This window comes from Micrococcus sp. 093350064-1 (assembly GCF_053627955.1).
Map to the genome: position 1 here is coordinate 213795 of NZ_JBSEYU010000002.1, position 22812 is coordinate 236606.

The window sequence follows — 22812 nt, forward strand, 5'->3', positions numbered from 1 at the left end:
CCCGAACGAAAACGTGGGCCGGAGCGGGGCCGGGTGGGCGCCTCGGCGCCGGCGTCGCGGCTCAGAGGTTGCCGGTGGCGATCATCAGCATGCGGCGCACGGGCTCGGCCGCACCCCACAGCAGCTGGTCGCCGACGGTGAACGCGGAGAGGTACTCGGGACCCATGTTGAGCTTGCGCAGCCGGCCGACGGGGATTTGCAGGGTGCCGGTCGCGGCGATCGGGGTCAGGTCGGTGACCGTGGCCTCCTTGGTGTTCGGCACCACCTGCACCCACTCGTTGTCCGCGGCGATGATCTGCGCGACCTCGTCCAGCGGCACGTCCTGGGTGAGCTTGAGGGTGAGGGCCTGCGAGTGGGAGCGCATGGCGCCGATCCGCACGCACAGCGAGTCGAACGGGATCCGGTCCGCCCCGGTCAGTCCGAGCACCTTGTTGGTCTCGTCGTAGGCCTTGCGCTCCTCGCGGGAGACGCCGTCGCCCAGGTCGGAGTCGATCCAGGGGATCAGCGAGCCGCCCAGCGGCACGCCGAACTGCGTCGAGTCCAGGCCGTCGCGCTGCAGCTCGATCACCTTCCGGTCGATCTCGAGGATCGCCGACGCCGGATCGGCCAGCTCGGCCCGCACCGCGCCGCCCAGCTCCGCGTACTGGGTGAGCAGCTCGCGCATGTGCCGGGCACCGCCGCCGGAGGCCGCCTGATAGGTCATGGCGGTGCCCCACTCGACCAGGCCCGCCTTGAACAGGCCCCCCAGGCCCATGAGCATGCAGGAGACGGTGCAGTTGCCGCCGATGAAGTCCTTCGTCCCGTTCGCCAGGGCGGCGTCGATCACGTCGCGGTTCACGGGGTCCAGCGCGATCACGGAGGTGTCCGCCATGCGCAGGGTGGAGGCGGCGTCGATCCAGATGCCGTCCCAGCCGGCGGCGCGCAGCTTCGGGTACACGGCCTGCGTGTAGTCCCCGCCCTGCGCGGTGAGGATCACGGGCAGGGCCGTGAGCGCGTCCACGTCGTACGCGTCCTGGAGCACGCCCGGGTCGCCGGCCATGCCCTCGAGCACGGGCGCGGGGCCGCCGGCGTTGGACGTGGAGAAGAAGACCGGATGGACGCGGGCGAAGTCACCCTCCTCGACCATGCGCTGCAGGAGGACGGACCCCACCATGCCGCGCCAGCCGACCAGGCCCACGGTGGGCACGGCGGCCGTGTCGGGGGCGTTCACAGATGCGGGGGCAGCGGAAGTCATGCCCTCCAGGCTAGCGGCCCTGCTGCGCGCGCTTCCGCTTGTTCCACGCGATGAGACCGCCCACGGCGAACACCTGGGTCAGCACGAGCAGGAACACCAGGCCGGCGATGGTCTTGCCCTGCAGCACGAGGATCAGCCCGAACACGGCGCACACGAACGCCAGCACGGGCAGGGCGACGAGCGCGAGGAACGTGACCGCCTGCGGGGAGAGCAGACGCTGGTCGGAGTCGGTCGGGGCCATGTCAGTCGCGTTCCCATCGTTCGAAGCGGTGGCGCGGGCCGGAGGCGGAGTCCAGCCACGCGTCGGGGGCGGGCTCGACGGCGGTGCGCCGCCAGCGGGCGTCGAGCAGCGGGGCGTGCGTGTCGCCGTCGACGTCGGCGTCGATCACGGTCACCTCGGCGCGCGAGGCCACGTCGAGGGCCTGCTCGTAGAGCGTCGCCCCGCCGATCACCCACACGGTGTCACAGCCGTCGGCCTCGGCCGCGGCGGCCAGGGCCGCCCCGAAGTCCGGCACGACGACGGCGCCCGCGGCCCGCAGCTCCGCGCCGGCCTCCTCGGTGGCCGTCAGGGTGCGGGAGACCACGATGTTCGTGCGCCCGGGCAGCGGGCGGAAGCGCGCCGGGAACGACTCCCACGTGCGCCGGCCCATGATCACGGGGTGGCCGTGCGTGTGGGCCCGGAAGTGCGCGAGGTCCTCCGGGACGTGCCACGGCATGGTGCCGTCGCGACCGATGACGCGCTCGGGGGTCTGGGCCCAGATCATGGCGATCACGGGCTCGGTGGGACGGGTGGCCCGGCTCATGGGGTCGCTGCGCATCCTCGGCTCAGACGGCGATCGGCGCCGTGATGGTGGGGTGGTGACGGTAGTCGAGGACCTCGAAGTCCTCGTAGTCGTAGTCGAAGATCGACGCGGGGGTGCGCCGCAGCCGCAGCCGCGGGTACGGGTACGGCTCGCGGGAGAGCTGCTCGCGCACCTGCTCCTCGTGGTTCGCGTAGATGTGCACGTCCCCGCCGGTCCACACGAACTCGCCGGGAGTCAGCCCGGTCTGCTGCGCGACCATCACCGTGAGCAGCGCGTACGAGGCGATGTTGAACGGCACGCCGAGGAACAGGTCCGCCGAGCGCTGGTAGAGCTGGCATGAGAGCCGCCCGGGGGCGCCGTCCTGACCGGGGGAGACGTAGAACTGGAACAGCGCGTGGCACGGCGGCAACGCCATCTCGTCCACCTCGGCGGGGTTCCACGCGGTGACGATGTGCCGGCGCGAGTCGGGGTTCGTCCGGATCTGCTCCACGACCTTGGCGATCTGGTCGATGTGGCCCCCGTCCGGGGTGGGCCACGAGCGCCACTGCACGCCGTAGACGGGGCCGAGCTCGCCGTCCTCGTCCGCCCACTCGTTCCAGATCCGCACGCCGCGCTCCTGGAGCCACCGCACGTTCGAGTCCCCGCGCAGGAACCACAGCAGCTCGAGCGCGACCGACTTGAAGTGCACGCGCTTGGTCGTGATCAGCGGGAAGGACTCGGCCAGGTCGAAGCGCAGCTGGCGGCCGAACACGCTGCGCGTGCCCGTGCCGGTCCGGTCCGTCTTGACGGCCCCGTGGGCCATCACGTCGGCGAGGAGGTCCTCGTAGGGGGTGGGGATGCTCACCCGGCCCACTCTAGCGATCCGAGCGGACGCGCTGAGCGTCGTCGACGGCCCGGCGGAGGCGGGTACCGGCAGGGCAGGGCCCCGCCCCCGGTCAGCCGTGGAAGACCATGTCCTGGTACTCGGGGTAGCGGCGCAGGTAGTCCTCCACGTAGGAGCACTCGGGCACGATCCGGTCACCCTCCGCGCGCAGCCGGTCCAGGACCATGGTCACGAGGGCGCGGGCATAACCGCGGCGGCCGAACTGCTCGTCGATGATGGTGTGCTGCAGGCGCAGGACCACGGTGTCCTCGCCGTCCGCGCCGCGCACGGTCTCCTGGTCGTAGCCGAGGAACCCGATGAAGGTCCCGTCCTGGCGCAGCTCGAAGCGCTGACGGTCCGGGTCCCGGGTCACCGTGAGGCGCTCGTGGACGATCTTCTCGGGCTGGCTCTGGGCGGCGGTGTTCTCCATGACCCGAGCCTAGGGCCGGGGGCGGGCCCGCTCAACGGTGGCCCGGTCGTGCGGGCCGAGGCCGGCGCGGGCGGCTCAGTCGTCCCAGGGGTCGTAGACCTCGACGGCCACCACGTCGCCGTCGAGGTCGAGCGCGCGGTGCGCCACCAGCACAGCGCCGGGCCGCAGCCACGGATCCTCGGTCGGCAGGGCCCGCAGCACGCGGTCCGCCTGGCCGGCGGCCGCGTCCTCGACCACCTCGAACAGGGTCGGCAGCACCGGCCGGTGCGTGCACACGACCAGCGGCCGGGAGCGGCCCATGAGCTCGGCCATCACCTTGCGGGTCTTCTTGGGCTTCTCCCGGGCCGTGGTCTCCGTGAACGCGCCCTTGGTCTTCAGCGGCAGCCGGCTGGACTTCACGAGCGGGGCCAGCGTCTCCACGCAGCGGCGCCACGGGGAGGAGACCAGCCGCTCCGGCCGCCAGGCCGACACGAGGCCCTCGACGGCGAGCGCCTGCCGCCGGCCCGTCGCCGCCAGCGGGCGCTCCTGCTCGGCGCGGGACCACGAGGAGCGGGGCTTGGCCTTGGCGTGGCGCAGCACCAGCAGCGGCACGGTCCGCAGGCGCCCCCGGGAGGCGGCACGCAGCAGCAGGTCGAGCGGTTCGTGATCCGAGTCGTTCGTCAGCAGCCGCCGGGCCTCGTCCGGCCCGACCCAGCGGACCTCGTCCACCTCGTCGCCGTCGGGGAGGGCGCGCTGGCCGTCGACCTCGGCGGCCCAGTACCAGACCTCCTTGCTCTGACGTGCGCCCCGCTTGCCGGGCACCTCGTACGCCGTCACGCACAGCGGGATGCCCGGCCGCAGCTCGAGGCCGACCTCCTCGCGCAGCTCGCGCACCGCGCACTCCGGCAGGGTCTCACCCGGATCGAGCTTGCCCTTGGGCCACGACCAGTCGTCGTAGCGGGGCCGGTGGATCACCATCACCTCGAGGCCGCCGGGCACGCGGCGCCACGGCAGCATGCCGGCGGCCAGCACCTCGGCGCGGGGGCCTTCCGAGACACGGTCCTCCGTGGACCAGCGGGCGACGCGGTCGGCGTGGGACGAGGGCATGGGGCGGGTTCCTCTCGGGGTGCGGCGGCCGCGACGACTGCTGGGGCAGGGCACGGGGCGTGGCCGACCCCGCGGGGGCCGGCCACACCAGGATACGAGGCCGCCGGGATGTGCCCGGCCGGCCCCCGCCCGAGGGTCTCAGGGGCGGCGGTACTGGGCGTCGGCGGCGAACAGCTCGAAGCCGAGGGACGCGTAGAGCGCGACGGCGGCCGTGTTGTCCGCGTCCACGTACAGGTCCACGACGTCGACTCCCTGTTCCGCCATCCGGTGCAGCCCCGCCAGCGTCAGGGCCCGACCGAGGCCGAGGCCCTGGGCGTCGGGGGAGACGCCCACGGCGTACACCTCCCCGACGCGCGGGCCGTCGGCTCCGGCATCCGGCTCCACCTTCGTCCAGTGGAAGCCGAGCAGCCGCCCGTCCGCCTCGCGGGCGGCGAGCAGGAGGCCGTCGGCGTCGAACCAGTCCTCCGCCATGCGGTCGTCGAGGTCGGCGCGGGTCAGGCTGCCCTGTTCGGGGTGGTCCGCGAAGGCGGCGGCGTTCACGTCCAGCCAGGCCTGCTCGTCCTGGCCGGGGACGAAGCCGCGCAGGGCCACCCCGTCGGCGAGCCGCACCTCCGGCAGGGCGGCGAGCGCCGCGTGCGACAGGCGCATCCGGCGCAGCTCGCGGACGGGCTCGAGGCCGTGCCGCCGGGCGAGCCGGACCGCCCCCGGGAGCATGCCGTGGGCCCAGACGCTCGTGGTCGCCTCCCGCGCCAGGTCCCGGACCGCGGCGGCCGCGGCGTCGGCCAGGACGGTCCCCCGTCCGGTGCGGCGTGCGGTCGGATCGACGACGAGCTCGAGCACGGCCGCCGCGCCCTCCGGCACGAGCACGGCCGCCCCGTCGATCGCCCCGTCCGTGCCCCGGGTGGCCCCCCACCAGAGCTGCCCGCCGCGGGCGAGCAGCACGCGCGTCTGGTCCGAGAGCGGGGGATGGCCGTCCGCCGCCCCGGCACGGTCGGCCAGGTCCAGGACGGCGCTCGCCTCCTCCGGGCGCGGGGTGACGACGCGCGGCATGCCGTCGGCGTCGGAGGTCGTGGGGGTGGGGTGTTCGGCCATGCCGGCCACCCTACGGAAGGAGGACGGTGGCCCGCGAGGTGCGCCCCGCCGTCGCCCGCCCAGGGCCCAGCCGGTGCGCACCTGGCAGGATGGGGCAGGTGATGCGCTTGTCCATGGCCCTGAGTGCGGCCGTCGCCGCCCTCGTCCTGGGCGGTGCCGCGTTGCTGGGCCCGGTCCCCGCCGCCCTCGCCGCCGCCGTCGTGATCCTGGTCATCGCCTGGGGCTGGCCGCGGCAGATGGGGGCGCCCGCGCGCCTCTCGCTCAGCGTCACCCTGGCCGTCGCCGGGGGCATCGCGGTGCTGCTCATGCTGCTGTGGCCGCCGCTCGAGGACGGCCACAGCGGGGCCTGGACGCTCTTCGAGCCGCTCGCCGTCGTCGTCGCCTGGAGCACCATGGCCTCGTTCGTCGTCCAGCTGGTGCGCGGGACCGGCCGGCCGCTGCGCCTCGAGTCCACCGTCGCCACGATGGGCGGGGCGTTCATGGCCGTCGTGACGGCGTGCTGGGTGGCCGTCTCACGCTGGACCGACACCCCTGCGGTCGCCGGGCTGGTCATCACGCTGGCGGTCACGGTGGCCGCGGTCTCCCTCGTCGGCCTCACCCCGTGGATGCAGGGCCGGCCGGGAGTCCTGGCGCTCGTCGTCATCCCCCTCGGCACGGTGCTCGCCTGGCCCGTCTCGGCGCTGGCCGGCGTGGGCGCCCGGGACCGGCCGGCCGTCACGGCCGCGGCGCTCGCGGTGGCCGTGCTGGTGTCCCTGACCGCCGCCACGGCGCCGTCGTCGCGGCCGCGACCCGAGGACCGGCCGGTGGGCACCACCCTGCGCCCGCGCCGGGCGGGTTACGCCCTCGCGTTGGCGCCCGTGGGCGCGGCCGGCGTGGTGGCGCACGTCATGGTGGGCTTCCTGGCCTGACAGGTCGGGCCCGCTCGGTAGGATGTCCCGCATGGATACCCTTCTTGCGCTCGAGATCTTCTTCCTGGCCCTCGTGGTCCTGGCCGGCCTGGGCATGGCCGCCGTCGCCGCGGTCGTCATCAGCGGCCTCTTCAAGGGCCAGCGCTGAGGACGCGCGGCCCGCTGTCGGGCCGCGCCGTGATCTGCCATGGCGACTGAACTCCCGTACGACCTCACCCCCGAGCTCGCGCCCCTGTCCTGGCTCATCGGCAGCTGGGAGGGCCAGGGCCGCCTCGGCGACGGCTCCGCCGGGACCGAGATCTTCTATCAGCGGGTGGACTTCACCGAGCACGGTCTGCCGTTCGTGGAGTACCGCGCCGAGTCGTGGCTGTGCGAGGCGGACGGCACGCTGCTGCGTCCGCTGACCGTGGAGTCCGGCTTCTGGCAGGTGGACCGGGCGCGGCGCGACGGCGACGTCGGCCCCGGCATGCGCCCGGCGGACATCGTCCCCGCGTTCCGCTCCGCCGAGGACGTCGAGCGGCTGCGCGCCGGTGACGAGGGCTTCGGCCTGACCGCCACCATCACGCATCCGGGCTCGCTGTCCGAGCTGTACTACGGCCGCATCAAGGGCCCGCAGCTGCAGCTGGCCACGGACGCGGTCCTGCGTGGCTCCGCCGCCGGCCCGTACCACCGGGCCACCCGCATGGCCGGTCTCGTGAACGGGCAGCTGTTCTGGCGCTGGGACGTCGCGGACGCCGCGGGCGCCGAGCTCGAGGCGCACGCCTCCGCCATCCTGGACCGCATGCCGAGCGCGGCCGAGGGTCGGCTCGCTCCGGGGGCCGAGCGTCCTCGCGGGGCTCGCGGGGAGCAGTCGTGACGACCTCCCGCAGCCCGCTGCTGGACCTGGCCGTGGCCGAGCCGCAGGGGCCGGCCGGCGGCGCCGTCGAGGGCCGCGGCCCGGACGCCGGCGTCGCCGCGCACTACGGTCGCCCCCTGCCAGAGCAGCGCGCCCTCGCCCGGGGCCGCGCCCTGGTCGACCTCTCCCACCGGGCCGTGCTCTCCGTGTCCGGCCCGGACCGGCTGAGCTGGCTGCACACGCTCGGCACGCAGCACGTCGAGACGCTGCCCCCCGGCACGAGCACCGAGATCCTCTTCCTCGACGTGCAGGGGCGGATCGAGCACGCCGCCCACCTGCTCGAGGACGGTACCGCGGCCTGGCTCGTCACGGACCGCGAGGACGGCCCGGGCCTGGCCGCGTGGCTCACCTCGATGCGCTTCTCCCACGACGTCACGCTGCGGGACCACACCGGGGCGGTCGCCGTCGTGGGCGCCACCGCGCCCGTGCCCGGCTGGGAGGACCGCACCGTGTGGCTGGACCCGTGGCCGCGCGTCGGGGCGGGCGGCTGGGCCTACACGGCCGATCCGGATCCGGCGACCCACCCGGGTGCGGACTGGTCCTGGCGCGAGTACCTCATCACCCGGGCCGACCTCGAGGCCACCGTCCGCGCGCTCGGCACGGGCGTGCTCGCGGGCTGGTCCCTGGCGGGCACGACGGCGGCCGAGGCGCTGCGCATCGAGGCCGGCCGCCCCCGCCGGGCCCTCGACGTGGACGACCGCGCGATCCCGCACGAGCTGGACCTGCTGCGCACCGCCGTGCACCTCGAGAAGGGCTGCTACCGCGGTCAGGAGACCGTGGCGCGCGTGCACAACCTGGGCCGCCCGCCCCGCCGCCTCACCCGCCTGCTCCTGGACGGCTCCGTCCACGCGCTCCCCGAGCACGGTGCCCCCGTGATCCTCCGGCCGGCCGAGGACACGCCCGAGGCCCGCGCCGCCGCCCGTCCGGTGGGGACGGTCACCGCCGCGGCCCAGCACCATGAGGCGGGCGCCGTCGCCCTGGCGCTGCTCAAGCGCACGGTGCCCGTGGACGCCGAGCTGCTGGTCCGCGAGGACGCTCCCGGCGAGGACGGTGCCGCCGAGGGCGGCTGGATCGCCGCGAGCCAGGAGCCGCTCGTGTCCCCGGACGCCGGGCAGGTCGTCGGCCGACCGCGCGGCGTGGGCCGCCTGCGCTGACCGACTCGCCGGCTCAGTCCAGCGCGAGGACGGTCCGCGTGCCCGCCGCCTCCAGCCCGACGGCGATCGCCACGTGGTGCGCGGCTGTGTGGCCCGCCAGCACCTCGGCGAACGGCAGCAGCCCCTCCAGCGCCGCCCGGTCCATCGCCACGGCCACCGCGTAGCGGCCGAGCCCACGACCGCGCAGCCGCGGTGGGGTGAGGGTGCCCAGCGAGGCCAGCACGCCGCCCGTCACGCGATGCCCCGCCGCCGCCACCGCGGCTTCGATCGCCCGTCCCGCGCCGTCGTCGGGAACGAGCGCGACCGAGGACTCCCAGGAGGGGACACCCGCCTCGGCCATGTCGTCTGCGGGGGCCTGCGCGACCACGGCGTGGACGTGGGCGGGGTCGTCGGACACGGCGACGGTGCGCGAGGGGTCGACCGGCGGCGGTTCCTCGGTCGCGTAGAGCGTGAACTCGCCACGCGAGCGCACCGCCTCCCCGGCGGCGGCCCGCACCGCCGTCCGCAGCAGGGCCGACTCCACGCCCAGCGCCTCGGCGGGCACGCCGCGGCAGGCACGCGTGAACCACGCCGGCCCCGCCACGACGGTGGCCCAGGGCAGGGCCAGCACCTCCGCCTCGGCCCCATCCGGCCGGACCACCTCGATGCGGCGCGGCTCGGCGCCCGCCGCCGGGGCGTCGCCGGGCAGCAGCGCGGTGTCGGGCAGGCCGAGCCGACGCGCCAGCCCGAGGGCCAGCACGCCGACGGCGGGGTGGTCGGGTCTCACCGGCCGAACAGGATCTTCGCCTCGTCGTAGCGCGAGACCGGCACCTTCTTGAGGCCCTTGAGGGCGGCGCTCATGGGGATGGAGATGATCTCCGTGCCGTTGGCCGCCACCATCTGTCCCCAGCGGCGCTGCGCGACGAGGTCGACGGCGCCCATGCCGAAGCGCGTGGAGAGCACGCGGTCCGTGGCGGTGGGGGCGCCGCCGCGCTGGATGTGGCCCAGGATGGTGCTGCGCGTCTCGATGCCCGTCATCTCCTCGATCTCGCGGGTCACCCACTCGCCGATGCCGCCCAGACGCGGCCGGCCGGACGCCTCGACGCCGGCCTCGGCCAGCGGGTCGTCGTGGCCCTCGGGGACGAAGCCCTCCGCCACCACGACCAGCGGGGAGCGACCGCGGTCGTGGACCTGCTGCACCCACTCGGCGACCTGGGACATCGGGGTGCGGACCTCGGGGATGAGGATCGCGTGGGCGCCGGCGGCCATGCCCGAGTGCAGGGCGATCCAGCCGACGTGGCGGCCCATGACCTCGGCGACCATGCAGCGGTGGTGGGACTCGCCCGTGGTGCGCAGCCGGTCCATGGCGTCCGTGGCGATCTGCACGGCCGTGTCGAAGCCGAACGTGTAGTCGGTGCCCTGCAGGTCGTTGTCGATCGTCTTGGGCACGCCCACGATCGGCAGCCCGTCCGCGGCCAGGCGGTTCGCGCCGGCCAGGGTGCCCTCGCCGCCGATGGCGATGACGGCGTCGATGTCCAGCTCGCGCAGGTTGCGGAGCATGTTCTCCGGGCCGCCGCCCTCCGCGTTGTAGGGGTGCGTGCGGGAGGTGCCGAGGATGGTGCCGCCGGTGCGGGCCAGGCCGCGCACGCGGGAGCGGGGCAGGTCCTCGACGTCCTTCTCGATCAGGCCGGACCACCCGTTGCGGATGCCCACCATCTCCATGTCGTACGACTTGATGCCGTGCAGGACGGCGGAGCGGATGACGGCGTTGAGGCCGGGGCAGTCGCCTCCGGAGGTGAGCATTCCGACGCGCATGGGGGTCCTCTCGGGCGTTCTCGTGGGGGTCGGCACCACCCTAGGCGTGCCCGCCGCGTCGCGTCAGGGGACGGGCGACGGGCGGCGGGTCAGCCGAGGGCCACGAGGACGGCGACCTGGAGGGCCGTCGCACCCACGAGGATGCCGCTCGCCGGGCCGAGGGTGCCGGGACGACGGCCGCTGAGCAGAGCGCCCAGCAGGACGGGGGCGATCACCGCGAGCGCGGCGACGAGCATGGGCACCGCCAGCAGCGTGGGGGTCGGACCGACGCCGAGCAGCAGGCTGATCCCGAGGGCGGCGAGCGCGGCGAGGACGGCCCCGGCGTAGGTGGCGGCCTGCGCGATCGGCCCGAGGCGCGGCTTCGCGGCCGTGGCTGCGGACCCCGAGCCGGTCGGGGCGGTGGCCGCCCGGGGGGCCTCCTCGGCCAGGCGCGTCGCGGCTCGCCGCTCGCGGGAGTGGACGTGGTCGCGCCAGGTGCCGGTCGCGGGGTCGATCCACTCGGGGCGGAAGCCGTGCGGGTCGGTGACCTCGGCCGCCCGCTCGCGCGGACCTCCGCCGACGTACCAGGCCGGGCGCGGCACGGCGTGGGCGGGCTGGTCGGCGTCGGGGACCCGGCCCGGGGCCACGCGGGCCTGCGCCCGGCCGTCCCAGCGGGTCACGAGCCACCAGACGAGCACGGCCAGCGCGCCCAGGCCCAGGAGGGAGCCGGGGCCGCCCACGGCCGGGGCGATGAGGGTGAACCCGGCGCCGAGCAGCAGGTTGAGGGCGCCGATCGCCCCGATCACGCCGATGGCCACGGTGGCGTCCTGCCACTCCCTGCGGCGCAGGCGGCCGAACTGCACGCGTCCGTCGGCGTCGGGGAGCACGGCCCAGGCGGCCGCGTAGGCCAGCAGGCCCAGGCCCGCGGAGACCATGCACACGGCGACGAACACGCCGCGGGCGAGCAGCGGGTCGATGCGGTAGCGCTCGGCCACCCCGCCGAGCACCCCGCCGACCCACGAGGCCGGCGAGCGGCGCACGCCCCAGCTCAGGACGGCGCGGCGCAGCCAGCCCGGCAGGGCGTCCAGTCCGTCGGGGCCGGTCTCGCCCGAGGCGGCTCCGTCGGGGGCGACGTGGGGGCCGGGGCCGGTGAACGGGTCGTGTGTGCTCGTCATGTCTCCATCCTCGTCCGCCTGCGGCCCCCGCCCATCCGGGAACTCCCGGAATCCTCCCCGGATGTGCCGCCCCGTCCGACACGGCAGGATGGGGGCATGCCCACCCCGTCCGCGCCCGCGCCGGCCCCGCGTCCGCCGTTGATGCGGCACGGGGCCGACCGTCCGGTGTCCGGCGTCGCCGCGGGGCTCGCCCGGCACCTCGGGATGCCCGCCGGCCGCGTCCGCGCGGCCCTGGCGCTGCTGAGCCTGCTGGGCGGCGCGGGCCTGGCCCTGTACGTGTGGCTCTGGCTGCTCATGCCGGAGGAGGGTCCGGACGGCGCCCCCGCCGCCGACGCCCCCACCCTGCGTGGTCGCGCCCCCGAGGTGCTCGAGCGGGTGCGCGAGGGCGGCTGGCCGGTGCTGCTGGCCGCCGTGGTGCTCGGCGTGGGCGTGCTGACCGTCGCGGACGGCCTCGGCCTCACCGTCGACTGGGCGCTCGTGGGCCCGGTGGCCGTCCTCGTGATCGGCCTCGGCCTGGCCTGGATGCAGCTCGACCTGGCGGGCGGGCCCCGGGCCGGGCGGAGCGGACGACTGGTCCGCCTCGTGCTCGGCACGGCCCTCGTGCTGCTGGCGGTGCTGGCCATCGTCCTGGGCGCCGTGAGCTCGGGCGAGCTGTGGCGGGCTCTGCTGGCCGCCGTCGCGATGCTCGCCGGCGCGGCGCTGGTGGCCATGCCCTACGCCCTGGCCTGGCTGCGCCGACGCGACGCGGAGCGGACCGCGTTCGCGGTGCAGGCCCAGCGCGCCGAGATCGCGGCGCACCTGCACGACTCGGTGCTGCAGTCCCTCGCCCTCATCCAGCGGCGCGCCCAGGACGCGGACGTGGTGGCCCGGGTGGCCCGCGCCCAGGAGCGTGAGCTGCGTCAGTTCCTCGCCCTGGACTCCCGCGGCGGCCCGCACTCCCTGGCGGAGGCGCTCGACCAGCACGCCGCCGCCGTCGAGGACGCCCACGGGGCCCGGGTGGAGGTCGTGGCCGTGGGGCGGGCCGCGGGGGCGTGGCTCGAGCCGCTCGCGGCCGCGGCGCGCGAGGCCATGCAGAACGCGGCCCGGCACGCCGGCGACGCGCAGGTCTTCGCGGAGGCCGGTGAGGACGACCGCGGCCGCACCGTCGCGGAGGTGTTCGTCCGGGACCGCGGCCCCGGCTTCGACCTGCCCACGGTCCCGGCCGACCGGCTCGGCGTGCGGGAGTCGATCCTCGGCCGCATGGAGCGTGCCGGCGGGACCGCCCGCATCCGGTCCGGCCCGGGCGGCACCGAGGTCCACCTGACGCTGGCCGAGCCCGAGGGTGCGCGAGCGCGCACCGGACAGGAGCACCCATGACCGACCCCGCCCCGCGCACGGCCGTCATCGTGGACGACCACGCGATCTTCCGCTCCGGCCTGCGCGCCGACCTGGACCCGGACCGACTGGCCACCGTCGGCGAGGCCGGGGACGTGGACGAGGCCGTCCGCACCGTGCTGGACCTGGCGCCGGATGTGGTGCTGCTGGACGTGCACCTGCCCGGCGGGGCCGGCGGCGGGGGAGCGGAGGTGGCCGAGCGCGTCCTCGCGCGCCGACCCGCGCAGCGGTTCCTGGCCCTGTCCGTCTCGGATGCGGCCGAGGACGTCGTCGCCGTGATCCGTGCGGGGGCCCGCGGCTACATCACCAAGACGGCCTCCGGCGCGGAGGTGGCGGACGCGGCGGTCCGCGTGGCCGACGGCGACGCGGTGTTCTCGCCCCGGCTGGCCGGGTTCGTCCTCGACGCCTTCCGCGGCACGGCGCCCGCGCCCCCGCTCGTCCCCGCCGCGGCGGCGAGCGGGGCTGCGGCCCCCGACGAGGACCTCGACCGGCTCTCGGCACGGGAGCGGGAGGTCATGCGGCTGATTGCCCGCGGCTACACCTACCGGGAGGCCGGGGCGGAGCTGTTCATCTCGGACCGCACGGTCGAGACCCACGTGTCCTCCGTGCTGCGCAAGCTCCAGCTCTCCAACCGCCACGAGCTGACCCGCTGGGCCGCGCGCCGCGGATACGCCTGAGCCCCGCGGCACGCGGCGTCGCGGGGCTCAGGGGCGGGGTGTGCGGCTCAGGCGCTGAGCAGGGCGCGGATGCGCTCGACGCCCTCGGCGAGGTCCGCATCGCCCAGCGCGTAGGACAGTCGCAGGTAGCCGGACGGGCCGAACGCCTCGCCGGGGACCACGGCGACCTCCGCCTCGTCGAGGATGAAGGCGGCCAGCTCGGCCGACGTCGTGGGGGTGACGCCGCCGCGGTAGGTCTTCCCGAGCGCCTCCCGCACGTCCACGTACGCGTAGAACGCACCCTGCGGGGTGGGACAGTGGAAGCCCGGCACGGCGTCCATGGCTTCGACCATGGCCCGGCGCCGGCGGTCGAACGCCGTCTTCATCTCCGCCACGGCGTCCAACGGGCCGGCGACGGCGGCCAGCGCGGCCCGCTGCGACACGTTGGCCACGTTCGAGGTGGCGTGGGACTGCAGGTTCGTGGCGGCCTTGACCACGTCCAGCGGGCCGGCCATCCACCCGACGCGCCAGCCCGTCATGGCGTAGGTCTTGGCGACGCCGTTGAGGATCACGGACTGCTCCGCCAGCTCGGGCACGGCGCGGACGATCGAGGTGAACGGCATGCCGTCGTAGGTCAGGTGCTCGTAGATCTCGTCGGTGACCACCCACAGCCCCCGCTCCCGTGCCCACCGGCCGATCGCCGCCGTCTCCTCGGGGGAGTACACGGCGCCGGTGGGGTTGGAGGGGGAGACGAACAGGAGCACCTTGGTGCGGTCCGTGACGGCCTCGTCGAGCTGGTCCACGGTGACCTTGTAGCCCTGCTCGGGGCCGGCGAACACCTCGACCGGCACGCCGCCGGCCAGGCGGATCGCCTCCGGGTAGGTGGTCCAGTAGGGGGCGGGGACGAGCACCTCGTCCTGCGGGTCCAGCAGGGCGGCGAAGGCGTTGTACACGGCCTGCTTCCCGCCGTTGGTCACGAGCACCTGGGCGGCCTCGAGGGACACGCCGGAGTCGCGCAGCGTCTTGGCCGCGATCGCCTCGCGCAGCTCGGGCAGGCCGGCGGCGGGGGAGTAGCGGTGGTTCTTCGGGTCCCGGGCCGCGGCGACGGCGGCCTCCACGATGTAGTCCGGGGTGGGGAAGTCGGGCTCGCCGGCGCCGAAGCCGATCACCGGGCGCCCGGCGGCCTTGAGCTCCTTGGCGCGGGCGTCGACGGCGAGGGTGGCGGAGGGCGCGATGGCGGACAGACGGGCGGAGACGCGGCGGGCGGGCGCGGCCATGAGGACCTTCTTCGAGCTCGACGGGGAGGGCGGGGCGGAGCGGGGCTCCGTCCTGCCAGGGTACTGACTGCCCGGGGCCCGTTCGACTCCCGCCGCCCGATGGCGTATCCTGGATCTCCGGTACCGCGTTCGCGGTCGATCCCGCGAGGGTTCGGTCGGCTCCGTCGGTTCGAAGGGTAGTGGCGCAATTGGTAGCGCAGCGGTCTCCAAAACCGCAGGTTGCAGGTTCGAGTCCTGTCTGCCCTGCTCGATGCCGGGCCTCGTGCTCGGCATCGGACGTGTAGAAAGCGATTCGGCGATCCGACGAGTGAGGCCACGTGACTGAGATGGCGGCGAACGGCGGGGGGCCCGCCCCCACGCCGAGCAGGCAGCGTCGCGGGCTGTTCGCGCGGATCGCGCTGTTCCTGCGCCAGGTGGTGGACGAGCTCCGCAAGGTCGTCACCCCCACGAGCGAGGAGCTGCTGCGCACGACCGGAGTGGTGCTCGCCTTCGTGGCGTTCATGATCCTGCTGGTCATGGGGCTGGACTGGGTGTTCGGCACCGTGGCGGGTCTCCTGTTCGGCGCCGGCGGCCTCTGAGCCCGGCGCGGACGGTCCCGACGTCGCAGGACGCGTCCCCCGCACGCCCGTGAGGGCCCTCCCCGACGGCAGGGCCCGCCGTCCGTCAGCAGAAAGCAGGAACCGTGTCCGAGCAGGAACTGGATCGTCAGCCCGCCGAGGAGTCCGTCCCGATGTCGGAGGACGCCGTGGCCGAGGAGACCGCCGAGACCGCGCAGGACGCCGGCACGCCCGTCGAGGACGCCCTGGACGAGGTCGCCGGCAGCGGTGACGAGACCGCCGAGGCCACCGTGCAGGAGGCCGACCTGGCCGTCGCCGAGGGCGAGGACGCACCGACCCCCGTCGAGGAGCAGTCCGACGACGAGCCCGCCGTGGACCCCGCCGAGGAGCTGCGCACCCGCCTGCGCCGCCAGCCCGGCGACTGGTACGTCGTCCACACCTACGCCGGCTACGAGAAGCGCGTGAAGACGAACCTCGAGGCCCGCATCCTGACCCAGGACATGGAGGACTCGATCTACGAGATCGAGGTCCCCATGGAGGAGGTCGTGGAGATCAAGAACACCACGCGCAAGATCGTCTCGCGCGTGCGCATCCCGGGCTACGTGCTCGTCCGCATGGACCTCGACGACGCCTCGTGGGGCGTCGTACGGCACACCCCGGGCGTCACGGGCTTCGTGGGCAACGACGCCCACCACCCGCAGCCGCTCAGCCTGGACGAGGTGTACGACATGCTCGCCCCGTCCGTGATCCAGGAGGCCGCCCGCGCCGCCGAGAAGGCCGGCCTGGCCGTCCCCGCCGCGGCCGAGTCCGGCGCGCCCGCCGCCCCCGCGATCCACGTGGACTTCGAGGTCGGCGAGTCGGTCACCGTCAACGACGGCCCGTTCGAGACCCTCCCGGCCACGATCTCCGAGATCAAGCCGGAGGCCCAGCAGCTCGTGGTGCTCGTCTCGATCTTCGAGCGCGAGACCCCCGTGACGCTGTCCTTCAACCAGGTGACCAAGGCCATCTGAGGACACCCGACGCTTCCGCACCGGGCCGGCCGCCTGCCGGCCCGGACGCGGCACCGGCCGCCGCGCCACGGCGGCCACCGCCCCCGGTGCGCTCCTGCGCCGAGGGTCCCCCAGTGAGAGAAGGATCCACTCATGGCTCCCAAGAAGAAGGTCACCGGTCTGATCAAGCTTCAGATCCAGGCCGGCGCCGCCAACCCGGCCCCGCCCATCGGCCCCGCCCTGGGCCAGCACGGCGTGAACATCATGGAGTTCTGCAAGGCGTACAACGCCGCCACCGAGTCGCAGCGCGGCAACGTGGTCCCGGTCGAGATCACCGTGTACGAGGACCGCTCGTTCACCTTCGTGACCAAGACCCCGCCGGCCGCCGAGCTCATCAAGAAGGCCGCCGGCGTCGCCAAGGGCTCCGCCACCCCGCACACGGCCAAGGTCGGCACGCTGACCCAGGCCCAGTGCGAGGAGATCGCCCAGACCAAGATGGAGGACCTGAACGCCAACGACGTCCAGGCCGCCGCCAAGATCATCGCGGGCACCGCCCGCTCGATGGGCATCACCGTCGAGGGCTGACGCCCACCCCCACCCCCTTCCAGTGGCAGGGCCGAGCGCGGTCCGCAGACCACGACTGCACAAGGAGAAGAACGCAGATGGCACAGCGCAGCAAGGCATACAAGGCGGCCAAGGCCGCGATCGGCGAGGATCTGTACTCGCCGGTGGAGGCGATCCGCCTCGCCAAGGAGACCAACCCCTCCAAGACCGACGCCACCGTGGAGGTGGCCCTCCGCCTCTCGGTCGACCCCCGCAAGGCCGACCAGATGGTCCGCGGCTCCGTGAGCCTGCCCCACGGCACCGGCAAGACCGCCCGCGTCGTCGTGTTCGCCACCGGTGACCGCGCCGAGGCCGCCCGCGCCGCCGGCGCGGACGTCGTGGGCGACGACGACCTGATCGCCCGGATCTCCGAGGGCTGGGTGGACTTCGACGCCGCCGTGGCCTCCCCGGAGCTCATGGGCAAGGTCGGCCGTCTGGGCAAGGTGCTCGGCCCCCGCAACCTGATGCCGAACCCCAAGACCGGCACCGTGACCCCGGACGTGGCCAAGGCCGTGGCCGACATCAAGGGCGGCAAGATCGACTTCCGCGTCGACAAGCACTCCAACCTGCACTTCATCATCGGCAAGACCTCCTTCGAGGCCAAGGCCCTGGTGGAGAACTACGCCGCAGCCCTCGAGGAGGTCCTGCGTCTGAAGCCGTCCTCCTCCAAGGGCCGCTACATCTCCAAGGCCACCGTGGCCACCACCTTCGGCCCGGGCGTGCCCATGGACCCGAACGTGACCTCGGTGGACTCCTCCGAGCTCTGAGCCACGCGGCCCCGGTGATCGGGGCCCACGACGTCGGCCGGTCGTCCCCGCAGCGGGGACGACCGGCCGGCGTCGTCCCGGGTCGATTTTGCGGGCCCGCCCCGGACGTGTACGCTGGTGCCTACCGAAGACCGCCGGTCGTGGTGCCCTGCCTCCGGGCAGAGCCCACCGAAGGATCTCCCTGACGGAGACGGCCCGCGCAGGTGAACGTGAGCCACGCTCGCATCCGCACGTCGACCCTCCGGGTCCGGCCGCGTCGATGCTCCTGCTGCGCCCCGTGCATCTGCACGGGGCGCTTTCTCGTCTCGGGGTGGCGGTTCCCACGCATCATCGAGAGGAGTGCCATGGCGACGTCCGCGAAGGAGTCGGCGGTGGCTGAGCTCACGGACCTGTTCCGTGAGTCCAGCGCCGCTGTTCTGACGGAATACCGTGGCCTGACGGTGACGGAGCTCAAGCAGCTGCGCGACTCCATCCGTCAGGACGCGACCTACGCCGTGGCGAAGAACACGCTGGCCGAGATCGCGGCCAAGGACGCCGGTCTGGAGGGCCTCGAGGCTCACCTGTCCGGTCCCACCGCGATCGCGTTCGTGACCGGGGACCCGGTCAACGTCGCGAAGGCCCTGCGTGACTTTGCCAAGGATCACGAGAAGCTCGTGCTCAAGGGCGGCTACATGGATGGCCAGCCCCTGGACGAGGCCGGCATCAAGAAGCTCGCGGACCTCGAGTCCCGCGAGGTGCTGCTGGCCAAGTTCGCCGGCGCGATGAAGGGCAGCATGTCCAAGGCTGCCGCCCTGTTCCAGGCGCCGCTGTCCAAGACCGTCCGCACGGTCGAGGCGCTGCGCGCCGCGCAGGGCGAGGCTGCCTGAGCAGTCCGCCCCGGGCTGCACGGCCCACCACTTCACACGTAGTCAAGACGTACCCGTAAAGGAGCCATCATGGCCAAGCTGACCACCGAAGAGCTGCTCGCCGCGTTCGAGGAGCTGACCCTCATCGAGCTGTCCGAGTTCATCAAGGCGTTCGAGGAGAAGTTCGACGTCACCGCCGCCGCCCCCGTGGCCGTGGCCGCCGCCGGCGGTGCCGCCGGCGGTGCCGAGGCCGCCGCCGCCGAGGAGAAGGACGAGTTCGACGTCGTCCTCGAGGCCGCCGGCGACAAGAAGATCGGCGTCATCAAGGAGGTGCGCGCCCTCACCTCCCTCGGCCTGAAGGAGGCCAAGGACCTGGTGGACGGCGCTCCCAAGCCCATCCTCGAGGGCGTCAACAAGGAGACCGCCGAGAAGGCCAAGGAGCAGCTCGAGGGCGCCGGCGCCACCGTCACCCTCAAGTGATGATCGCGGCCTGAGCCGCATCACGCCTCCTCACGAGGCCCCCGGACCCGCGCTGCGGACCGGGGGCCTCGTGGCGTCCCGGGTCACGCACCCCCGGCTGGACAGGGGCGACGGGCGCGGATAGGATGGATCTTTGCATCTCCCCTGTTCCGTGCCGCCCGCAGGACCTCGCGTCCCGCCGTGGCCCGCACGGTTCCGCACGGCCTTCATATAGCGGTGGGCCGGCGCCGCCGTCTCGCGGCAGGGGAGCGAACGGAACCCAGAAGGCCTGTGGAAGGATCCTACGTGGTCGCCTCGAGCACCTCCAACGAAACCGCTACCGTCTCCCCGCGATCCGGCGCCTCCGCCGGACGCGTCTCCTTCGCCAAGATCTCCGAGCCGCTGGACGTGCCGGACCTGCTGGCGCTGCAGACCGAGTCGTTCGACCGCCTGATCGGCAATGAGCGGTGGGCCGCGCGCGTGGACGCCGCCCTGGCCGCCGACGACCACTCCGTGCCCGTCACCTCGGGACTGACGGACATCTTCGAGGAGATCTCCCCGATCGAGGACTTCCAGGGCACCATGTCCCTGTCCTTCGCCGAGCCCGAGTTCGCCGACGCGAAGATGACGGAGGAGGAGTGCAAGGATCGCGACGCGACCTTCTCCGCCCCGCTGTACGTCAAGGCCGAGTTCATGAACAACACGACCGGCGAGATCAAGCAGCAGACCGTCTTCATGGGCGACTTCCCGCTGATGACCCGCAACGGCACGTTCATCATCAACGGCACCGAGCGCGTCGTCGTCTCCCAGCTGGTCCGCTCCCCGGGCGCCTACTTCGAGCGCACCCCGGACAAGACCTCGGACAAGGAGATCTTCTCCGCGAAGATCATCCCCTCGCGCGGCGCCTGGTTCGAGCTCGAGGTGGACAAGCGTGACCAGGTCGGCGTCCGCCTCGACCGCAAGCGCAAGCAGCCCGTGACGGTGCTGCTCAAGGCCATGGGCTGGACCGAGTCCCGCATCCTGGAGGAGTTCGGCCACTACGACTCCATCCGCGCCACCCTCGAGAAGGACGGCACCGCGGACCAGGACGAGGCCCTGCTCGACATCTACCGCAAGCTGCGCCCGGGCGAGCCGGCCGCCGTCGACGCCGCGCAGACGCTGCTGAACAACCTGTACTTCACCCCGAAGCGCTACGACCTCGCCAAGGTGGGCCGCTACAAGCTCAACCGCAAGCTCGGCGTGGACGTGCACCTCGGCGACCCCAACGCGTCTGTGCTCACCGAGGACGACATCGTCCAGATGGTGCACTTCATCGCCGCGCTGCACGCCGGCGAGACCGTCATCAAGGGCACGCGCGACGGCGAGCCGGTGGATGTGCGCGTGGAGATCGACGACATCGACCACTTCGGCAACCGTCGCATCCGTGCGGTGGGCGAGCTGATCGAGAACCAGATCCGCACCGGCCTGTCCCGCATGGAGCGCGTCGTGCGCGAGCGCATGACCACCCAGGACGTCGAGGCGATCACCCCGCAGACCCTGATCAACATCCGCCCCGTGGTGGCGGCGATCAAGGAGTTCTTCGGCACCTCGCAGCTGTCCCAGTTCATGGACCAGAACAACCCGCTGGCCGGCCTGACGCACAAGCGTCGCCTGTCCGCGCTCGGCCCGGGCGGCCTGTCCCGCGACCGTGCCGGCATGGAGGTCCGTGACGTCCACCCGTCGCACTACGGCCGCATGTGCCCCATCGAGACCCCGGAAGGCCCGAACATCGGCCTCATCGGGTCGCTGGCGACCTTCGGCCGGATCAACTCCTTCGGCTTCATCGAGACCCCGTACCGCCGCGTGGTCGACGGCCGGGTCACGGACACCGTGGACTACCTGACCGCCGACGACGAGCTGGCCTTCCAGATCGCCCAGGCGAACGCCCCGGTGGATGAGGACGGCCGGTTCGAGGAGGAGTTCGTGCTCTGCCGCCAGCGCGGCGGCGACGGCGAGCCCGTGCTCTCGACCGTGGACGAGATCGACTACATGGACGTGTCCCCGCGCCAGATGGTGTCGGCGGCCACCGCCCTGATCCCGTTCCTCGAGCACGACGACGCCAACCGCGCGCTCATGGGCGCGAACATGCAGCGTCAGGCCGTGCCGCTGCTCCGCTCCGAGGCCCCCTACGTGGGCACCGGCATGGAGAAGTACGTGGCCGTGGACGCGGGCGACTCCGTGACGGCCACCCAGGGCGGCGTCGTGACCGAGGTGGCCGCGGACCTGGTGACCGTCATGAACGACGACGGCACCACCACGCACTACCCGATCATGAAGTTCGCCCGCTCGAACCAGGGCAACGCCTACAACCAGCGGGTGCGCGTCTCCGAGGGCGAGCGGGTGGAGCCGCTGAGCATCATCGCCGACGGTCCCGCCACGGACAACGGCGAGCTCGCGCTCGGCAAGAACCTCCTCGTCGCGTTCATGCCCTGGGAGGGCCTGAACTACGAGGACGCGATCATCCTGTCCCAGCGCATGGTCTCGGAGGACGTCCTCACCTCGATCCACATCGAGGAGCACGAGGTCGACGCCCGCGACACCAAGCTGGGCGCCGAGGAGATCACGCGCGACATCCCCAACGTGTCCGAGGAGGTGCTCTCGCAGCTCGACGAGCGCGGCATCATCCACATCGGCGCCGAGGTGGAGGCCGGCGACATCCTGGTCGGCCGCGTGACCCCGAAGGGCGAGACCGAGCTGACCCCGGAGGAGCGCCTGCTGCGCGCGATCTTCGGCGAGAAGTCCCGCGAGGTCCGCGACACGTCCCTGAAGGTGCCGCACGGCGAGTCCGGCACCGTCATCGGCGTGCGCATCTTCGACCGCGACGAGGACGACGACCTGCCCCCGGGCGTGAACCAGCTGGTGCGCGTCTACGTGGCGCAGAAGCGCAAGATCACCGACGGCGACAAGATGGCCGGCCGCCACGGCAACAAGGGCGTCATCTCGAAGATCCTGCCGCTCGAGGACATGCCGTTCCTGGCGGACGGCACCCCGGTGGACATCGTGCTGAACCCGCTCGGCGTCCCCGGCCGCATGAACCTCGGCCAGGTCATGGAGCTGCACCTGGGCTGGGCCGCCTCGCGCGGCTGGGACATCCAGGGCGAGCCGGAGTGGATCAAGGACCTGCCGAACTTCCCGCGGCAGTCCGGTCCGGTCAACGTGGCCACCCCGGTGTTCGACGGCGCCGAGGCGTACGAGATCACGGGCCTGCTCGGCCACGTGAACGTGACCCGCGACGGCGACCGTCTCATGAGCGACAGCGGCAAGGCGCAGCTGTTCGACGGCCGCACCGGCGAGCCGTTCCCGGACCCGGTGTCCGTGGGCTACATGTACATGCTCAAGCTGCACCACCTGGTGGACGACAAGATCCACGCCCGTTCCACGGGCCCGTACTCGATGATCACGCAGCAGCCGCTGGGCGGTAAGGCCCAGTTCGGCGGCCAGCGCTTCGGCGAGATGGAGGTGTGGGCGCTCGAGGCGTACGGCGCGGCGTTCACCCTCCAGGAGCTGCTGACCATCAAGTCCGACGACATCCACGGCCGCGTGAAGGTCTACGAGGCCATCGTCAAGGGCGAGAACATCCCGGAGCCGGGTGTTCCCGAGTCCTTCAAGGTGCTCATCAAGGAGATGCAGTCCCTCTGCCTGAACGTGGAGGTCCTCTCCGCCGACGGCCAGGCCATCGAGATGCGCGACGCGGAGGACGAGGTCTACCGCGCCGCCGAGGAGCTGGGCATCGACCTCTCCCACGCCGAGCCCAGCTCGGTGGAGGAAGTCTGAGCCGGGCCCGATCCCGCATCCACAAGACGTCACCTGAGAACCACTGAACCAAGGGAGTTC

The 22812-nt window shown here is 73.5% G+C and carries 23 protein-coding genes and 1 tRNA gene; 13 read left to right on the forward strand and 11 right to left on the reverse strand.

Going from position 1 to position 22812, the window contains the following annotated elements:
- Positions 1 to 61: 61 nt before the first annotated feature.
- From asd to mshD, 7 genes are all read right to left on the reverse strand, one after another.
- Positions 62 to 1234, reverse strand: a complete 1173-nt coding sequence (gene asd, locus ACUW6W_RS03040) for an aspartate-semialdehyde dehydrogenase (RefSeq protein WP_454179792.1) — start codon at positions 1232 to 1234, stop codon at positions 62 to 64.
- 10 nt (positions 1235 to 1244) lie between these two features.
- Positions 1245 to 1475, reverse strand: a complete 231-nt coding sequence (locus ACUW6W_RS03045; protein ID WP_060775029.1) for an NF038396 family protein — start codon at positions 1473 to 1475, stop codon at positions 1245 to 1247.
- 1 nt (position 1476) lies between these two features.
- The gene (locus ACUW6W_RS03050) at positions 1477 to 2037 is read right to left on the reverse strand and encodes a dihydrofolate reductase (RefSeq protein WP_044659551.1); all 561 of its coding nucleotides are present in this window, start codon (positions 2035 to 2037) and stop codon (positions 1477 to 1479) included.
- Positions 2038 to 2059: 22 nt separating this feature from the next.
- Complete coding sequence (locus ACUW6W_RS03055) at positions 2060 to 2890, reverse strand: thymidylate synthase (protein WP_002854751.1); 831 nt, start codon at positions 2888 to 2890, stop codon at positions 2060 to 2062.
- 82 nt (positions 2891 to 2972) lie between these two features.
- On the reverse strand, positions 2973 to 3329 hold the full coding sequence (locus ACUW6W_RS03060; protein WP_041103569.1) for a GNAT family N-acetyltransferase: 357 nt from the start codon (positions 3327 to 3329) through the stop codon (positions 2973 to 2975).
- A 75-nt stretch (positions 3330 to 3404) separates the two neighbouring features.
- Positions 3405 to 4415 carry an NUDIX hydrolase gene (locus tag ACUW6W_RS03065; RefSeq protein WP_041103568.1) on the reverse strand — a complete coding sequence of 337 codons (1011 nt, stop codon included), beginning with the start codon at positions 4413 to 4415 and terminating at the stop codon, positions 3405 to 3407.
- Between the two features lie 138 nt (positions 4416 to 4553).
- On the reverse strand, positions 4554 to 5507 hold the full coding sequence (gene mshD / locus ACUW6W_RS03070) for a mycothiol synthase (protein WP_041103567.1): 954 nt from the start codon (positions 5505 to 5507) through the stop codon (positions 4554 to 4556).
- Between the two features lie 101 nt (positions 5508 to 5608).
- Between mshD and ACUW6W_RS03075 the strand changes: the two genes are divergently transcribed.
- From ACUW6W_RS03075 to ygfZ, 3 genes are all read left to right on the forward strand, one after another.
- The gene (locus ACUW6W_RS03075) at positions 5609 to 6415 is read left to right on the forward strand and encodes a hypothetical protein (RefSeq protein ID WP_225941368.1); all 807 of its coding nucleotides are present in this window, start codon (positions 5609 to 5611) and stop codon (positions 6413 to 6415) included.
- A 187-nt stretch (positions 6416 to 6602) separates the two neighbouring features.
- Entirely contained in the window at positions 6603 to 7271 is a 669-nt protein-coding gene (locus ACUW6W_RS03080) for a nitrobindin family protein (RefSeq protein ID WP_036337900.1), read from the forward strand.
- On the forward strand, positions 7268 to 8464 hold the full coding sequence (gene ygfZ / locus ACUW6W_RS03085) for a CAF17-like 4Fe-4S cluster assembly/insertion protein YgfZ (RefSeq protein WP_041103565.1): 1197 nt from the start codon (positions 7268 to 7270) through the stop codon (positions 8462 to 8464). The genes ACUW6W_RS03080 and ygfZ overlap by 4 nt, the downstream gene beginning before the upstream one ends.
- 13 nt (positions 8465 to 8477) lie before the next feature.
- Here the strand turns inward: ygfZ and ACUW6W_RS03090 are convergent, their stop codons facing one another.
- From ACUW6W_RS03090 to ACUW6W_RS03100, 3 genes are all read right to left on the reverse strand, one after another.
- Complete coding sequence (locus ACUW6W_RS03090) at positions 8478 to 9230, reverse strand: GNAT family N-acetyltransferase (protein ID WP_041103564.1); 753 nt, start codon at positions 9228 to 9230, stop codon at positions 8478 to 8480.
- Positions 9227 to 10258, reverse strand: coding sequence for a 6-phosphofructokinase (locus ACUW6W_RS03095; RefSeq protein WP_036317733.1), 1032 nt, complete (start codon positions 10256 to 10258; stop codon positions 9227 to 9229). Before ACUW6W_RS03095 ends, ACUW6W_RS03090 begins: the two co-directional genes overlap by 4 nt.
- A gap of 89 nt (positions 10259 to 10347) precedes the next feature.
- On the reverse strand, positions 10348 to 11412 hold the full coding sequence (locus tag ACUW6W_RS03100) for a PspC domain-containing protein (protein ID WP_041103563.1): 1065 nt from the start codon (positions 11410 to 11412) through the stop codon (positions 10348 to 10350).
- 96 nt (positions 11413 to 11508) lie between these two features.
- Between ACUW6W_RS03100 and ACUW6W_RS03105 the strand changes: the two genes are divergently transcribed.
- A complete protein-coding gene (locus ACUW6W_RS03105) occupies positions 11509 to 12768 on the forward strand; it encodes an ATP-binding protein (protein ID WP_036317738.1) in 1260 nt (419 codons plus the stop codon).
- Positions 12765 to 13463, forward strand: a complete 699-nt coding sequence (locus ACUW6W_RS03110) for a LuxR C-terminal-related transcriptional regulator (RefSeq protein ID WP_454179796.1) — start codon at positions 12765 to 12767, stop codon at positions 13461 to 13463. Before ACUW6W_RS03105 ends, ACUW6W_RS03110 begins: the two co-directional genes overlap by 4 nt.
- 47 nt (positions 13464 to 13510) lie before the next feature.
- Here ACUW6W_RS03110 and ACUW6W_RS03115 read toward each other — a convergent pair whose 3' ends face one another.
- Complete coding sequence (locus tag ACUW6W_RS03115) at positions 13511 to 14719, reverse strand: pyridoxal phosphate-dependent aminotransferase (RefSeq protein WP_049146289.1); 1209 nt, start codon at positions 14717 to 14719, stop codon at positions 13511 to 13513.
- 173 nt (positions 14720 to 14892) lie between these two features.
- Here ACUW6W_RS03115 and ACUW6W_RS03120 point away from each other — a divergent pair.
- From ACUW6W_RS03120 to rpoB, 8 genes are all read left to right on the forward strand, one after another.
- A tRNA-Trp gene (locus ACUW6W_RS03120) sits at positions 14893 to 14965 on the forward strand.
- An 80-nt stretch (positions 14966 to 15045) separates the two neighbouring features.
- A complete protein-coding gene (secE, locus tag ACUW6W_RS03125) occupies positions 15046 to 15297 on the forward strand; it encodes a preprotein translocase subunit SecE (RefSeq protein ID WP_036317743.1) in 252 nt (83 codons plus the stop codon).
- Positions 15298 to 15401: 104 nt separating this feature from the next.
- The gene (gene nusG / locus ACUW6W_RS03130) at positions 15402 to 16286 is read left to right on the forward strand and encodes a transcription termination/antitermination protein NusG (RefSeq protein ID WP_036317744.1); all 885 of its coding nucleotides are present in this window, start codon (positions 15402 to 15404) and stop codon (positions 16284 to 16286) included.
- A gap of 132 nt (positions 16287 to 16418) precedes the next feature.
- Positions 16419 to 16850 carry a 50S ribosomal protein L11 gene (gene rplK / locus ACUW6W_RS03135; protein WP_010080374.1) on the forward strand — a complete coding sequence of 144 codons (432 nt, stop codon included), beginning with the start codon at positions 16419 to 16421 and terminating at the stop codon, positions 16848 to 16850.
- A 77-nt stretch (positions 16851 to 16927) separates the two neighbouring features.
- Positions 16928 to 17635 carry a 50S ribosomal protein L1 gene (gene rplA / locus ACUW6W_RS03140; RefSeq protein ID WP_036317746.1) on the forward strand — a complete coding sequence of 236 codons (708 nt, stop codon included), beginning with the start codon at positions 16928 to 16930 and terminating at the stop codon, positions 17633 to 17635.
- A 344-nt stretch (positions 17636 to 17979) separates the two neighbouring features.
- Positions 17980 to 18501, forward strand: coding sequence for a 50S ribosomal protein L10 (gene rplJ, locus ACUW6W_RS03145; RefSeq protein WP_002854782.1), 522 nt, complete (start codon positions 17980 to 17982; stop codon positions 18499 to 18501).
- Positions 18502 to 18570: 69 nt separating this feature from the next.
- The gene (gene rplL / locus ACUW6W_RS03150; protein WP_036317747.1) at positions 18571 to 18960 is read left to right on the forward strand and encodes a 50S ribosomal protein L7/L12; all 390 of its coding nucleotides are present in this window, start codon (positions 18571 to 18573) and stop codon (positions 18958 to 18960) included.
- 285 nt (positions 18961 to 19245) lie between these two features.
- Positions 19246 to 22752: a DNA-directed RNA polymerase subunit beta gene (gene rpoB / locus ACUW6W_RS03155; RefSeq protein WP_036317750.1), complete on the forward strand. Its 3507-nt coding sequence runs from the start codon at positions 19246 to 19248 to the stop codon at positions 22750 to 22752.
- The last annotated feature ends 60 nt before the right edge of the window (positions 22753 to 22812 follow it).

Coding starts and splice junctions, on each gene's coding strand:
- asd (WP_454179792.1), bottom strand. CDS start 1,234: ATGACTTCCGCTGCCCCCGCATCTGTGAACGCCCCCGACACGGCCGCC.
- ACUW6W_RS03045 (WP_060775029.1), bottom strand. CDS start 1,475: ATGGCCCCGACCGACTCCGACCAGCGTCTGCTCTCCCCGCAGGCGGTC.
- ACUW6W_RS03050 (WP_044659551.1), bottom strand. CDS start 2,037: ATGAGCCGGGCCACCCGTCCCACCGAGCCCGTGATCGCCATGATCTGG.
- ACUW6W_RS03060 (WP_041103569.1), bottom strand. CDS start 3,329: ATGGAGAACACCGCCGCCCAGAGCCAGCCCGAGAAGATCGTCCACGAG.
- ACUW6W_RS03065 (WP_041103568.1), bottom strand. CDS start 4,415: ATGCCCTCGTCCCACGCCGACCGCGTCGCCCGCTGGTCCACGGAGGAC.
- mshD (WP_041103567.1), bottom strand. CDS start 5,507: ATGGCCGAACACCCCACCCCCACGACCTCCGACGCCGACGGCATGCCG.
- ACUW6W_RS03075 (WP_225941368.1), top strand. CDS start 5,609: ATGCGCTTGTCCATGGCCCTGAGTGCGGCCGTCGCCGCCCTCGTCCTG.
- ACUW6W_RS03080 (WP_036337900.1), top strand. CDS start 6,603: ATGGCGACTGAACTCCCGTACGACCTCACCCCCGAGCTCGCGCCCCTG.
- ACUW6W_RS03095 (WP_036317733.1), bottom strand. CDS start 10,258: ATGCGCGTCGGAATGCTCACCTCCGGAGGCGACTGCCCCGGCCTCAAC.
- ACUW6W_RS03100 (WP_041103563.1), bottom strand. CDS start 11,412: ATGACGAGCACACACGACCCGTTCACCGGCCCCGGCCCCCACGTCGCC.
- ACUW6W_RS03105 (WP_036317738.1), top strand. CDS start 11,509: ATGCCCACCCCGTCCGCGCCCGCGCCGGCCCCGCGTCCGCCGTTGATG.
- ACUW6W_RS03110 (WP_454179796.1), top strand. CDS start 12,765: ATGACCGACCCCGCCCCGCGCACGGCCGTCATCGTGGACGACCACGCG.
- ACUW6W_RS03115 (WP_049146289.1), bottom strand. CDS start 14,719: ATGGCCGCGCCCGCCCGCCGCGTCTCCGCCCGTCTGTCCGCCATCGCG.
- secE (WP_036317743.1), top strand. CDS start 15,046: ATGGCGGCGAACGGCGGGGGGCCCGCCCCCACGCCGAGCAGGCAGCGT.
- rplK (WP_010080374.1), top strand. CDS start 16,419: ATGGCTCCCAAGAAGAAGGTCACCGGTCTGATCAAGCTTCAGATCCAG.
- rplA (WP_036317746.1), top strand. CDS start 16,928: ATGGCACAGCGCAGCAAGGCATACAAGGCGGCCAAGGCCGCGATCGGC.
- rplJ (WP_002854782.1), top strand. CDS start 17,980: ATGGCGACGTCCGCGAAGGAGTCGGCGGTGGCTGAGCTCACGGACCTG.
- rplL (WP_036317747.1), top strand. CDS start 18,571: ATGGCCAAGCTGACCACCGAAGAGCTGCTCGCCGCGTTCGAGGAGCTG.